This is a genomic window from Paenibacillus sp. FSL L8-0158, from assembly GCF_038592965.1.
In the GTDB taxonomy this organism is placed as follows: Bacteria; Bacillota; Bacilli; order Paenibacillales; family Paenibacillaceae; genus Paenibacillus; species Paenibacillus polymyxa_D.
Genome location: NZ_CP151949.1, coordinates 3821391 through 3835661 on the forward strand (window position 1 = coordinate 3821391; position 14271 = coordinate 3835661).

Below are 14271 nucleotides of genomic sequence, written 5' to 3' on the forward strand. Positions count from 1 at the left end.
CATGGCTGCTTTTTTGGGCTTTATTAACGCTTAGAACTGCTGCGAACAGGACGCTTGCTATGACTGCGAGTATGACAGCAAGGTTCTCCAGGATCCTTTATACTCACCGGAAATACGTGATGTGGTACAGGTACAATGTGCGTCTGATTAACAATTTCAATCGGATGAACCACAGGCACGACTTGTGGGAAAAATTGATGATTTACAAATTGGATCGGCGGGCACACGATCGGGTCGTAAGGGCAATGACTCATAATGTGCAACTCCTTTCGGTGAATTAGTACAGCATATTAAGAAGGCATGTGCTGTGCTTGGATGTTTACCCCCTAATACAAATATCCCTTATAAAATAGGCTTCCGTTCAACAATGACCGAATGATCAAGCAGTTCGCCCAACAAACGGCACAGTTTGTGAAGACCTGTTTTAAGTGTTTCCTTGTCCGCATACGAAAAGGAAATACGGATATGATTACTGTCCATACCACCTGCATAGCACACTGCACCAGGTAAAAAGGAAACGCCTTCTCGGTCAGCCAGCCGCTCCAATTCTGGAATATCAACATTAGGAGGAAGCTTAATCCACATATTTAAGCCGCCTTCGGGAGCATACCAGCTAACCTCTGGCGGAGCATAGCGCTGGAGCGTATACAATGCGACTGTCAACCGATCCCGCATTTGTTCCCGCAACCCGACAAGATGTCGATCAAGACGGTTCCTGATAAAGGGCAATAGCGCTTTTTGCGTTAATAGAGGGCTCCCCAAATCCGTAGTAGACTTGGCAGCCACCAAACGATCCATTACACTGCCAGTGGCCGCTACACAAGCTATACGGCAGCCGGGAGCAACGGTTTTGCTAAAGCTTTTGATATATATCACATGTCCGGACTGATCATGCGCCTTGATAGAGAGTGGCGGCTTTGTTTTATAGTAGAGGTCGGAAAATGGATCATCCTCAACAATGAGGCAATGATAACTTTGAGCTAGATCCAATAATTGTGTGCGTCTGGCCGTCGTTAAAGTTACTCCGGTAGGATTATGAAAGGTGGGTATCGTGTAGATCAATTTTGGGGGATGAGTATCACAAAGTCGCGTGAGGATATCGATCCGCATGCCCTGCTCATCCATCGGAATCATAATTACTTTGGCACCACGACTGGTAAACACATCAATGGCCCCCGTATATGTAGGAGCCTCCATGTAGACAACATCTCCAGAACCAACAAAAGTACGTGCCACTAGGTCAATGCCCTGTTGGGCACCACTGGTCACGAGCAGCTGTTCTGCAACAGTGCATATGCCACGTTCGTTCAGGTGATCTACAAACACTTCCCTCAGCGCTAAATCACCTTCAAAAGTACCGTATGCAGCCATTGCATCAGGATTTCCAGAGGATAGACGTTGAGTATCAGCGATGATTTCGCGTGTAGGAAGAAGCTCCGGTTGAATTGCTGCTATATGAAAAGAATAGGGGACCTGTCTGCTATGGTTAAAGTTTCTCCATAACTGTGCGCGTGGCAAATAATCGATCAGCGACATTTGCCATGACAAATCCTGCGTTCCCTCACGTTGAACAGCTACCGAAGGCTCTGCTACATAGCAACCTTTTCCCTGTGTACAGGTAACCAGATTAATTGACTCCAACTCAGCATACGCCTTGCTTACAGTTACGGGACTTACCGCAAGCAAACTGGACAAATGTCGGACAGAGGGAAGCTTTGTGCCCTGAGGCAACAGTCCAGACTGGATGCGATCTGCTAATGTTTTGGCAATCTGTAAATATAATTTGACACTGCTATTGCGGCTGAGATCAATATGCATCGGAACCGTCCCCTCCAAAAATCAACTGTTACATTTAGACGTTTACTGTTATACTTCATTATCGATATAATACAACAAATTTCATAGTACAGTATAGAACACAGGAGATGATTGGATTGGAACACAAATTTTCGGGTATGGCTCGTACTCAGGGCTCGTCCATGGTAAGGGACATTTTAAAGCTGACACAGGGAACAGATGTGTTATCTCTGGCAGGCGGCCTTCCTGCCGATGCCTTTTTCCCCATCGAAGCTGTTGCTAAAGCCTATGAGCAGGTATTTCGCCTCGGCGGTACTACCGCTCTTCAATACGGCCTAACCGAGGGCTACATTCCTCTACGGGAACGTCTTGCAGCAATCATGTCATCCCAAGGCATCTCCGTCACCAGAGATAACATCATCATGACGACGGGCTCACAGCAGACCATTGATCTGGTTTCGCGTGTATTGCTCGATCCGCAGGATACTGTTTTGGTGGAGTCCCCTACTTATTTGGCAGCTCTTCAGGTATTTAATTCCTATGGTGCCAACATTGTAAGTGTAGATACAGACTCTAACGGTATGCGATTAGAAGATCTTGAAGCCAAGATCAAAAAACATCAGCCTAAATTCGTGTATGTCATCCCCACCTTCTCCAACCCGGCAGGAAGTGTTTGGAGTATGGAACGCAGAACAGGCGTTGTTGAACTATGCCGTAAATACGGCACTTTGATTTTTGAAGATGATCCTTACGGACGTCTTAAATTTGATGAAAACCTTAACTTTCCATCCCTTTTCTCAATCGATCAACAGCTAGGTGGAGACGGCCATGTGATGTACACTTCTACATTCTCTAAAACCGTTGCTCCTGGTGTTCGCTCTGGTTGGCTGGTAGCTAATCAAGCGATTGTCGTTAAAGTCGCCAATGCCAAACAATCTGCCGATCTGCACTCCAGCAGTATTGATCAACGTGCTTTGAATGAGTTATTGGACTTTTTTGACTTGGACGGACATATTCGTACTGTGTCCGCTGAGTACCATACTCGTATGCTACGTCTCACGTCGCTGATGAAAGAACGCCAATGGGAAGGAATCACCTGGAATGATGCACTTGGCGGTATGTTTATGTGGGTTACCCTACCCGAGGGCTTCCGTTCTGATCGGTTGCTGCAACTTGCAATTCAGGAAGGAGTCGCATTTGTGCCTGGACAAGTCTTCTATGCTGACCTAAGTGGCAGTAACCACATGCGGATCAACTTCACGCATACGGATCCTTCCCTGCTTCCTAAAGCCGTTGATCGATTGGATCGAGCACTGAAGATGTACACAGAGGAAAGTGTGGTAAAAAGCGTACGATGATAGAGTTGGCAGGGCGTGTAAGTGAGGCCGCTTCGCAAATCATTTGATCTTACGATCGCTGTTGCCCCGGATTCCTAATTAAATAAGTTCCGACAAAGGTCGGAATCCGGGGGCAAAGGCGAGCGCTTCGCTTCTCCAGATTCAAATGCTCCGCTACGCTGATACGTGCCTCATCCCCGCACGTTCTTACGGTAGAGGGAATGAAAGATGGAAAAACAGAATAAAGCCCTCAATATCATGTTGGGGGCTTTATTCTGCTTCGAAAACATCTAACAAATTAAATAGACCTATAAATACACGTACGCTGCGTAAATACGGTATGTTAAAAAGGGTGTGCCATGATTCCCGCAGGAATATGGCACACCCTTTTAATTCAATAAATACATTTGGATTAAAAGTTTTTCATGCAAAAAGGTCATTTACAAAAGTTAAATTCATACATTTTAAGGTGTTGCAGTGGGGAAAGTTTTCCGTAAGCCGGGTTCTGTGCTATTCGTGGTACAGACGGGAACTACCCTCCCACTACAAGCGACAATCATCTATCTAGGCCGAACATTGCTATTCAGCTCCAGCGACCAACCTAGACACGCCTCGGGCTAAGGCTGCTTCGCGAAGAAGCTGTGTCCCATTAGGTCTTGCTCCAGATGGGGTTTACCAGGAACGAAGTCACCAGCGTTCCTCGGGGTCTCTTACACCTCGGTTCCATCCTTGCCTGTGCCGCAAGCGGCCATCGGCGGTCCATTTCTGTGGCACTATCCTTCAACTCGCGCTGACTGGACGTTATCCAGCATCCTGCCCTATGGAGCCCGGACTTTCCTCTCGCGGCTTACGCCGCCAGCGATTGTCTGTCAAACTTTCCGAACAACATTACATAGTATACAGGGAACGCGCGCATGATACAACCCTGAAAATATTGTAAAACGTAGAGATCTCTGTTTACTTGCCCAAATAAAACGGATGTACCTTTCTCTGCAATGAATCATCCGCCACATAATAAGCAGACCTTCCCACGTATAGCGGGATAGAAAGCTTACTAAAATCAGGAACATCCTCATCTAGGAACAGGTCATCATCTCGGTAGGTCTGCTGTATTTCACCGACGATCCAATCATGATCTCCATAGGTATGAATATCCACGACTTTACACTCATAAGCAAGATAAGCCTCCAGCAATATAGGCACATTAACTGAAATTCCATCCTCATATGCAATGCCAAACTGCTGAAACTTATCTACATCTTTACCACTAAAGGTACCTACAGCCTGAATCCATTCCGATCTGTGCGCAGGCAGAAACTGAATACCAAAGCCTCCGCTTTTCTCGATCAGTCCGTGAGAATATGTTTCCTTCCTCAGTGAAATGCCATACATGCCCGGTGATGATCCGATATAGGTATGCCAGCCTGAGGCCATTACATTATTTTCCCCCTCATAGCGGGAAGTAACAACAGCGACCATGCCTGGATAGGCATGAATTGCAGAATCAGCTATCAGCGTCCGCATAGAACCTCTCCCTACGAAAAAAAAAATAATAGAGCATCTTCATTTTCTCATAGATGTTGAGATTTTACAAAAATTGAAAAGGCTCGGTTTCCACCTGAGATACATGTACTTCCGTTGAATAACGACCTTCTGTCAAGCGTTTGCGCATCCATTCTGCGGTTTTAGGCTTCATAATCTTTTCAGCATTATGTCCAGGGTCAATAATAGCAATCCCCGCAATCAGGGCATCGTGAGCCGTATGGTAGTCAATATCCCCTGTGACCAATACATCAGCACCTTTGAAAAGCGACTTATTCACATAGCGGCTGCCTGAGCCCCCAAGCACGGCTGCCTTTTTGATCATACGGTCCAAGTCGCCCACCACACGTACATGCTCAACGTTGAGGCCATTTTTCACAACATCGACAAACTCCCGTAGCGTGTGAGCTTCCTTAAGCTTGCCCACCCGTCCCAAACCAAAGGAACGGCCCTGCAAATCCATGTGATACAGATCATAAGCCACCTCTTCATAAGGGTGAGCCTTCAGCATCGCTTGAATGACTTTGTTGCGTACAGCCTGCGGTACAATGGTTTCAATACGAACCTCTTCGCTACGCTCCATTTTGCCCGGTTCACCCAAAAACGGCTGTGTGCCTTCACCCGGCACAAAAGTTCCGTAGCCATCAATGTTAAAACTGCAATGGCTGTAGTTGCCAATATGCCCAGCTCCAGCACCCAGTACAGCATCCAGTACCCGTTGATGATGTGTTTTGGGAACAAAAACGACCAGCTTGAATAGTTGCTCGGTGTGAACATCCTCCAGCGTACCTTCACTTTGAATACCCAGTGCTTCTGCCATCCAGTCATTCATGCCGTCCTCAGCCGTATCCAGATTCGTATGACTGATGTAGACAGCAATATCATTCTTGATCAGCTTTTCATACAATCTACCCGCAGGCTGATCTGTGTTCAAAGCTTTAAGTGGGCGGAATATAATCGCATGATGCGCAATAATGAGGTCAGCTTTTCTGCGGATTGCCTCTTCGACAACCTCATCATTAACATCCAGGGCTACTAATATGCTTTTGATTTCCTTTTGCAGACTACCCAGCTGAAGCCCGATTCTATCGTCCGGAACTGCCAAGTGTTTCGGAGCCAGCTGCTCCATATAGCTAATTACTGTCTGTCCTTTGGCAAACATGCAAGTACCTCCTCTAGCTGTTCAATTTGCTTACGCAATTGCTCCCGCTTATGCTGTGCGGATTCCTGATCTGATCGTGCCACTTGTGCCAGCACGTCCTCAAGCTTGCGAATCTCCAATTTCCATTTATAAAAAAAGATTTCATTCGGTGCTTTGACCAATAGTGGTCCGAGTTGCATCAACAAATCCTGTGTCAGTACCAGCGAACTATCGGGAAGTTTCCATGGTTGATACAGCGCATCCTGTTTCAGTGAGCTTACCGAATCAGGTACTGCCGTAAGAATCTCATATATTTTTCCGTCTTCTTCCATAATATGTTCACTTGTCAGTACCCATTGATGTTCGATGAGCCAACGACGTAAAATATCCTCGCCTACGTTAGGCTGTAGAACAAGCTGTTTCACTGAAACAAGCTTGTCTTTCCCTTGCTCTAAAATGGAAGCGATCAAGGCACCACCCATCCCGGCTATCGTAATAACATCAACCTCATTGGCCTTAATTACAGCCAAGCCATCTCCCTTTCTAACCGCAATGCGATCCGTAAGGCCTGATTCGGCCACCTGCTTTTGAGCCGCACGCAACGGGCCATCGTTGACTTCACCCGCCACAGCTTGCGGTACTCTGCCACTACGCACTGCAGCCACAGGGAGTAGTCCATGATCCGAGCCAATATCCGCAAGTCTGCTCCCGGCAGGAATTTGTTTCATAATATATTGTAATCGTTGAGAAAGTTTCATGACGTCACCCACGTAATCCATTTTTTTCGAGTCCAAAATAAAATTCCAACAACAAATGCCAACTTCAGTATGCTGTAAAACACCACATCTCCCGCCGCTTGATGGCGCAGGATAATCGTGTCTGCTTCAGCCATGAATGCTAGTGTCATGCCTATAGCGAAATAAACCAAAGCGAGACGCGGAAAGCGGCGATGTACCCACCAGCTTAACCAGATCAACAATACTGCGTGCAAAATCCAAAATGCCTCAAGCATCACTAAAGTTGCTGTAGGCCAATAGCGGCCTATAAGGATCGCGTACACTAAAAGCAGCCCAGCAATGCCACAGTAATGAAGTAAGCTATTGCGCAAAGTTAATCCGACAAGACACCATACCACACCGCATAGGCCTACGAGCAAAAGAAACCAAACCTTAGCTTCACCTTGATGAAGCTGAATGATCCACACACCCGAACCCAGCATAATCGCACTGCCTAAAGTGCCCAACATCGCACTCATACTCTTTTCGGAAGACCGCCAAAATGCAGCCACTCCATAGCAAATCGTTGTAACTGCACTCGCCGAGAATATTTGCATTGCCAACGGAAAAGCGGTAAAATAAAAACCGATCAAACAAATGCAGGAAATAATGACAAAACCAAGAAGCCAGGCGATCCCATGCCCGTGTCTAAGATATGTAAGTAGCCCGGTGTTGTTACGGTTCTGGCTCTGCGACGGATCTTCTTCCTCCCGATACAGGTTAGACAAAAAATCGCAATATTGCTCTGGGAGCAGCCGACTTCGCCGCCAATGCTCAATTTCATGTAACAGTATTGCCCGCTTTTTCTCCTGGTCCAAGCTTCTTCCCCTCCACCAAAAGGCTGCCATGAGATAAAAAAAGACCTCCTGCGCGCTTCAAGCCGCAGAAGGTCCGCAATGTTACGCTTCTATTCGAGGAAATCCTTCAGTCGCTTACTGCGGCTTGGATGGCGCAACTTACGTAGCGCTTTGGCCTCAATCTGACGAATACGTTCACGTGTAACACCGAACACTTTACCCACTTCTTCAAGGGTTCTGGTTCTTCCGTCGTCCAGACCAAAACGGAGACGCAAAACATTCTCTTCCCGTTCGGTTAACGTATCCAGTACATCCTCGAGCTGTTCCTTCAGAAGTTCATAGGCAGCCGCATCTGCAGGCGCCAACGCTTCTTGATCCTCAATGAAATCCCCCAGATGTGAGTCATCCTCTTCACCAATTGGTGTTTCCAATGAAACCGGTTCTTGGGCAATTTTCATAATTTCCCGTACTTTTTCCACGCTCAGCTCCATCTCGGCAGCCACTTCCTCCGGCGTAGGTTCGCGCCCCAGCTCTTGCAACAGTTGACGCGATACGCGAATCAGCTTGTTGATCGTTTCCACCATATGCACCGGAATACGGATCGTTCTCGCCTGATCGGCTATTGCACGCGTAATGGCCTGACGAATCCACCAGGTTGCATACGTACTGAATTTAAAGCCTTTTTCGTAATCAAATTTTTCTACTGCCTTAATCAAACCCATATTACCTTCCTGAATCAGATCCAGGAAAAGCATTCCGCGACCAACATAACGTTTGGCAATACTTACAACCAGACGCAAGTTCGCTTCTGCCAACCGGCGCTTAGCTTCTTCATCGCCGTTATTGATCCGTTTGGCAAGCTCCACCTCATCATCAGCAGAAAGCAACGGTACACGACCGATTTCTTTCAAGTACATCCGGACTGGGTCATTAATTTTAATACCGGGAGGCAGGCTCAGATCGTCATCGAAATTAAAATCATCCCCATCATTGTTTTCCGGGTCGTCATTTTGACGCAATCTGGTAACTTCTTCGTCGTTGTCATTCACAACCTCAATCCCCAAGTCACCCAGCTGCTCATAAAACTCATCCATTTGCTCGGGGTCCTGATCAAACGGCGATAGTTTTTCCATGATATCTTTGTAGTTCAGAGAAGAACTTTTTTTACCCAACTCAATCAGTTGATCTTTAACCTGATCCAGTGTTAGTTCCGTCTCCAGTTCAGTATGCTGATCATTCGCCATCTTTCGACTCCCTCCTCCCTAGAAACATCCGACCTCTGTGTGTTCATTGTCTCTCTAGGGCTATAATCTCACTTGCAATTTGTGCTGCGCGCAAAAAGTCACCTAAGCGCTCAGCGGCTCTCATTTCTTCCCTCTTCAAATCCAGTTGCTCCTGCAATGGAAATTTTCGCACTTGATGAATATAATCATCCAAAATGTGCGGTGCCCATACGCCTGGAGCATCCATCATCATGATCGAACTTACGTTCTTCTCCAGTCGGTCGTCTTGCAAAGATGAAATAAAACGGCTTGTATCCGGTAACTTCCCTTGCGCGTAATAGGCATATAGATAAGCAGCAATTGCTGCATGATCCTCAATATTAAAGGCGTCGCCCAGATGCTTTTCTACATACTCTGCAGCTTCTAAATCCTGCATCATCCAGTGAAGCAGCCTGCGTTCAGCCACATGATAAGCCGGCAACAGATTAGGTGTGGAGACCTGCCCTTTTTTATGCCTACCATTATTCCACCCATTTTCGTTATTATCCCCAAAGTTCTGTTTTTTTTGCAGGGATTGACGCAGTAAATTGCATTCTTGCTTCAAGGTTTCAAAATCCACCTTGACTTCGGCTGACACTTCGCGCAGATACACTTCCCGCTCGGTCGGGGATGACAGAGGTGCAATGACATTTAATGCTTCGCGGGAATACGCGATTCTTCCTTCTTCCTCTTGCAGTATATGGTTTTTTTTCAGATATATAAGCTTAAATTTCACCGTTGAAACAGCACTTTCGATAATTTGGCGCTGGAATCGTTCGCCGCCGTATTGCCGGATAAAATCATCCGGGTCCATACCGTCACTGACCAGCGCTACTTTCACGTGAAGCCCCGCATTTTCCAACAGCGGAAAATTTTTAAGCGCAGCAGCTTGCCCTGCCCGGTCACCATCATAACAAATAATGACCTCGTCGCACAGTCCTTTTAACATCGTAGCATGGTGCTCTGTTAGAGCAGTGCCCATGGCGGCCACCCCATTTTGTACGCCAGCTTCCCATGTCGAGATGACATCACCGTAGCCTTCAAAAAGAACACTTTGGCGAAGCTTGCGAATTGAGGTTTTAGCATGATGGAGATTGTACAGCGTTCGGCTCTTGTTGAATAGCTTGGTCTCCGGTGAATTCAAATACTTCGGCTGTCCCTCACCAAGTATACGGCCTGCAAAGGCAATAACTTTTCCGTTGCGATTCCAAATGGGAAACATGATACGATCTCTGAATCGATCCACATATCCATCACCCTCATGCCGGGGAGAAATAAGCCCTCCCTTTTCCATCTCCACAGGATCAAAAGAACGCTTCTCCAGAAACTGAACGATCGTATCCCATCGGTTGGGTGCATAGCCAATTTGAAATTGATCAATGATCTTGTCACTGAATCCTCGTGAGCGCAAGTATTCCATAGCTGGTTTGCCGTGCTCCGTATTTTTAAGCAAAAAATGGTACATCTTAGAAGTTAACTCATACGCTTGCAACAGCCTGTCCAACTCAGGATGCTGATGCGATGAATCACGTCCCTGCCATTCGCCGAGCGGGATATGACTTTCTTCTGCCATTGTCCTGACAGCTTCGGGAAAGGATAGTCCTTCGATTTCCATCATAAACTTGATGGCATTGCCTCCCGCGCCGCAGCCGTAGCAGTAAAAAATCTGACGATCCGGTGTCACGGTGAATGAAGGGGTTTTTTCGGAATGAAAAGGACAGAGGCCTTTCATATATTTCCCCTGCTTGGTCAAATGCACGTACTTGCTTACCGTATCTACAATATCATGATGTTGTAAAACTGACTCAATGATATCGTCCGGTATGTTACCTTGTCCGGCACTCATATTAACCACCTTCATCTCTTTAGCACGTAAATATAATTCGATACCGCTACTCATTCTCCTGCAAGCGAAGTAAAAGTTTTGTCAGTTTATGTTGAAAAACTTCACGATCCTCTAATGAAAACGGTTTAGGTCCTTTTCCATAACGTCCTTTTTTCCGTTCTTTGGCAGAGGTATGACGTCGGTCAAGCATGAAATCTATCGAATCGTTTCGATACATAGCTCCGCGAAAAGACATCACTTCACAACCTTTTGCCAAGGCAAGTGCAGCAAGACCATAATCATTGGTGGTTACAATATCTCCACGGCGGATATGATTGGCAATATAGAGATCGGCACTTTGGTCGCTTCGGTCTACTTTAACGACGCTTACACCTTTGCTGCCCTGAATGAGATGATCATATGAAGATACCATAATAACCTCAATATGAAAACGGGAAGCTATCTCCGCAATTTCACTTTTAACAGGACAAGCGTCCCCGTCAACAACGATCCTCACATCCAGTAAAGTTCCGGTTCCCCCCATAAGCATCCCCCATCCGCATTCGAGTAAAATACGGAACGGCTGCAAGATTGCTCTTACACCGTTCCGTATATTTATACCCATTTTTTCAAGTTGTTCATACTACCACAACTGACGTTTAAACTACAAGCTTGGAAAAATCGGCAAAACGCTTCAGTTCTGAGTCAATAACAGCCAGCAATGCCAAACGATTATTACGAACAGCGTCATCCTCAGCCATAACCATAACGGAATCAAAGAACGCCGTTACCGCAGGGGTAATGGATGAAGCTAGCGCTAACGCCCGTGTCGCATCACCTTCCTGTAAAGCTACGCTGTAAGATTCATAAGCGCTATACCATGCTTCGTAAAGCGTTTTTTCGCCTTGTTCCGTAAACTCATCTGTATTAACTGACTTATGAACTGCTTTAGCAGCCAGATTACCTACACGATTAAAGGATTCAACTGTTGCTTTGAATACCTCACCTGTTTGTACGGCAGTCATTAGCGCAGCTCCGCGGTTAACAACGGAAGCAACATCGTCATATCCAGCTGCAAGCACTGCATCCACAACGTCATAACGAAGTGTCTCAGACAATAGTTTCTTCACGCGTAATCCAAAAAACTCATGTAATTCTTTACGTATTTCATCCGCGGAACGTTTCATATTTCCAAGGTTGCCGTGCACATCAAGCGCGATATTGAACACATCAGACAACGTAGCCGAAAGCTTACGATCCAACAAAATCTGCACAATACCTGCTGCCTGACGACGAAGCGCGTAAGGGTCCTGTGAACCTGTTGGAATAATACCGATGGAGAAGCAGCCTGTAATAGTATCTATCTTGTCTGCGATACTTACAATCGCTCCAGCATTCGTGGAAGGAACCGTTTCTCCTGCATAACGCGGCTGGTAATGCTCAAACACCGCTCTTGCCACTTCTTCCTTCTCTCCAGCCTTACGAGCATAGTCCTCACCCATCACACCTTGCAGTTCCGGGAACTCGTATACCATTTGTGTTACCAGGTCAAATTTACAAATATCCGCTGCTCGACTAACCGATTCCTGTGTATCTGGAGAAACGCGAAGCTTCTCTGCCAGAGCATCAGCAATACGGCGGATCCGGCGTACTTTGTCTCCAACTGTTCCCAGCTCTTCGTGGAAAACGATACTTTCCAGTTTGGAGAGTGCATCTTTAATTTCCAGCTTCTGATCTTCTTCATAAAAGAATTTGGCATCAGACAGCCGCGCGCGCAATACTTTTTCATTCCCTTTAGCAATGACTTCCAGCGATTGACTTCCTCCGTTACGTACCGTAACAAAGTATGGCAGTAGCTCTCCTGTGCGATCCAACACTGGGAAATAGCGTTGATGTTCACGCATGGAAGTAATGAGTACATCCTTCGGAATGTTCAGGAACGCAGGATCAAAACCTCCGAACAGTACTGTTGGGGTTTCCACCAAATACAGCACTTCTTCCAGCAAATCATCTTTTACCGCAATCGTCCAATCTTTTTCGGCAGCCAGCGCTTCAATCTGCTTCACAATAAGCGATTGACGTTCCTCAATGTCCACAATGACATGCTGCTTGCGAAGCACTTCAACATAGTCAGCTGGACTTTCTACTACGGCATCCTGTCCCAGGAAACGATGCCCTCTTGTCACATTTCCTGACTGCACGCCGGCAATCTCCAAATTAACAATATCGTTACCAAACAAGGCAATCAACCAGCGGATCGGACGAACAAATTTAAAGTCATAACTCGCCCAGCGCATAAATTTAGGGAATGTCATGGCATGTAAAATGTGCAATAAACCTTCGGACAGCACATCCGCCGTTGGAACACCTATGCTGCTCTTAGTTGCGTAAATATATTCCACGCCTCCAAGCTCCTTGAACGTAAACTGTTCAGGATCAACACCTTGGCTGCGAGCAAAGCCCAGTGCAGCCTTACTCCAGTTACCAGCTTCGTCTAGTGCGATTTTGCGGGAAGGACCTTTAACCTCTTCGTTAATATCTTCTTGCTTCTCCGCTACTTCCTTCACAAGTACCGCCAAACGGCGAGGTGTAGCATAAGCCTCTACAGCACCATAAGCAATACGAGAGCTGTCAAGCCATGCCGTCATACGCTGCTTCAACTGCTGAATCGCATTCGGGATAAAACGTGCAGGGACTTCTTCCAACCCGATCTCAAACAATAAATCTTTAGACATTTGCCGCACCTCCTTTCTTCAACAGCGGGAAGCCCAGCTTCTCGCGCTCCTCCAGATAGGTCGCAGCCACCTGACGCGCCAAATTACGCACTCGTATAATAAACCCAGTCCGTTCCGTCACACTGATCGCTCCGCGAGCGTCCAGCAAGTTGAACGCATGAGAACATTTCAGCACATAATCATAGGCTGGAAATACAAGATGCTGCGCCATCGCTTTATTTGCCTCTTCTTCGTACATATTAAAAAGAGTAAAGAGCATTTTGACGTCAGATACTTCGAACGTATACTTGGAATGCTCAAATTCAGGCTGGTGGAAGACATCTCCGTAGGTGATTCCGTTGACCCACTCCAAATCGAACACATTCTCCTTGTCCTGGATGTAGGAAGCAAGACGCTCCATACCGTACGTGATTTCTACTGCAACCGGACTGGCATCAATACCGCCCACTTGCTGGAAATAGGTGAACTGGGTAATTTCCATACCGTCCAGCCATACTTCCCAACCTAAACCCCACGCTCCCAGCGTCGGTGCTTCCCAGTTGTCTTCAACGAAACGAATATCGTGCTCCAGAGGGTTAATGCCTAAGCGACTCAAACTTTCCAAATACAATTCCTGAATGTTATCCGGTGAAGGCTTCAAAACTACTTGAAACTGATGATGCTGATACAGGCGATTTGGGTTCTCACCATAACGTCCGTCTGACGGACGACGAGAAGGTTCAACATAAGCTACATTCCACGGCTCAGGTCCGATCGAACGTAAATACGTCATCGGGTTCATCGTGCCTGCCCCTTTTTCCGTGTCATACGGCTGTACAATAATACAGTTGTGTTCAGCCCAAAATTGTTGCAGCGTTAAAATCATCTGCTGAAAATTCATTGGTACACGCTCCCTTTCCAATTCCCTCAAATGTTGGTGATTTCTTCTCATTTAAGCTCGTATGTACAGGGCTATTTTATCCCAAAAGCCTTGCTAGAGACAGCAAAAAGCCCCCGCCTCTACGCCTGTACAGACGTAGGGACGAGAGCTGACTCCCGCGGTTCCACCCTACTTGATTG

12 protein-coding genes and 1 other RNA gene are annotated in these 14271 nt (G+C 46.6%); 1 reads left to right on the forward strand and 12 read right to left on the reverse strand.

Going from position 1 to position 14271, the window contains the following annotated elements:
• Positions 1 to 23: 23 nt before the first annotated feature.
• Both NSQ68_RS16815 and NSQ68_RS16820 read right to left on the reverse strand, forming a co-directional pair.
• Positions 24 to 254, reverse strand: coding sequence for a hypothetical protein (locus tag NSQ68_RS16815; protein WP_080658632.1), 231 nt, complete (start codon positions 252 to 254; stop codon positions 24 to 26).
• 88 nt (positions 255 to 342) lie between these two features.
• On the reverse strand, positions 343 to 1818 hold the full coding sequence (locus NSQ68_RS16820; protein WP_307346959.1) for a PLP-dependent aminotransferase family protein: 1476 nt from the start codon (positions 1816 to 1818) through the stop codon (positions 343 to 345).
• Positions 1819 to 1934: 116 nt separating this feature from the next.
• Between NSQ68_RS16820 and NSQ68_RS16825 the strand changes: the two genes are divergently transcribed.
• A complete protein-coding gene (locus NSQ68_RS16825; protein WP_342426589.1) occupies positions 1935 to 3155 on the forward strand; it encodes a PLP-dependent aminotransferase family protein in 1221 nt (406 codons plus the stop codon).
• 458 nt (positions 3156 to 3613) lie between these two features.
• Here NSQ68_RS16825 and rnpB read toward each other — a convergent pair.
• The 10 genes from rnpB to glyQ form a co-directional block, all read right to left on the reverse strand.
• Positions 3614 to 4012, reverse strand: an RNA gene (rnpB, locus tag NSQ68_RS16830) — RNase P RNA component class A.
• Between the two features lie 79 nt (positions 4013 to 4091).
• A complete protein-coding gene (locus NSQ68_RS16835; RefSeq protein ID WP_342426590.1) occupies positions 4092 to 4658 on the reverse strand; it encodes a flavin reductase family protein in 567 nt (188 codons plus the stop codon).
• Positions 4659 to 4722: 64 nt separating this feature from the next.
• Positions 4723 to 5838, reverse strand: a complete 1116-nt coding sequence (locus NSQ68_RS16840) for a Nif3-like dinuclear metal center hexameric protein (protein WP_342426591.1) — start codon at positions 5836 to 5838, stop codon at positions 4723 to 4725.
• Complete coding sequence (locus NSQ68_RS16845; protein ID WP_342426592.1) at positions 5814 to 6575, reverse strand: tRNA (adenine(22)-N(1))-methyltransferase TrmK; 762 nt, start codon at positions 6573 to 6575, stop codon at positions 5814 to 5816. The genes NSQ68_RS16840 and NSQ68_RS16845 overlap by 25 nt, the downstream gene beginning before the upstream one ends.
• Complete coding sequence (locus tag NSQ68_RS16850) at positions 6572 to 7411, reverse strand: hypothetical protein (RefSeq protein WP_342426593.1); 840 nt, start codon at positions 7409 to 7411, stop codon at positions 6572 to 6574. The genes NSQ68_RS16845 and NSQ68_RS16850 overlap by 4 nt, the downstream gene beginning before the upstream one ends.
• An 89-nt stretch (positions 7412 to 7500) precedes the next feature.
• Positions 7501 to 8634 carry an RNA polymerase sigma factor RpoD gene (gene rpoD / locus NSQ68_RS16855; protein WP_007431230.1) on the reverse strand — a complete coding sequence of 378 codons (1134 nt, stop codon included), beginning with the start codon at positions 8632 to 8634 and terminating at the stop codon, positions 7501 to 7503.
• Positions 8635 to 8677: 43 nt separating this feature from the next.
• Positions 8678 to 10552 (reverse strand): DNA primase, encoded by a 1875-nt coding sequence (gene dnaG, locus NSQ68_RS16860; RefSeq protein ID WP_342426594.1) that lies wholly within the window; start codon positions 10550 to 10552, stop codon positions 8678 to 8680.
• On the reverse strand, positions 10545 to 11021 hold the full coding sequence (locus NSQ68_RS16865; RefSeq protein ID WP_342426595.1) for a YaiI/YqxD family protein: 477 nt from the start codon (positions 11019 to 11021) through the stop codon (positions 10545 to 10547). The genes dnaG and NSQ68_RS16865 overlap by 8 nt, the downstream gene beginning before the upstream one ends.
• Before the next feature lie 115 nt (positions 11022 to 11136).
• Entirely contained in the window at positions 11137 to 13212 is a 2076-nt protein-coding gene (gene glyS / locus NSQ68_RS16870) for a glycine--tRNA ligase subunit beta (RefSeq protein ID WP_342426596.1), read from the reverse strand.
• Positions 13205 to 14092 carry a glycine--tRNA ligase subunit alpha gene (glyQ, locus tag NSQ68_RS16875; protein ID WP_023989480.1) on the reverse strand — a complete coding sequence of 296 codons (888 nt, stop codon included), beginning with the start codon at positions 14090 to 14092 and terminating at the stop codon, positions 13205 to 13207. Before glyQ ends, glyS begins: the two co-directional genes overlap by 8 nt.
• Positions 14093 to 14271: the final 179 nt, after the last annotated feature.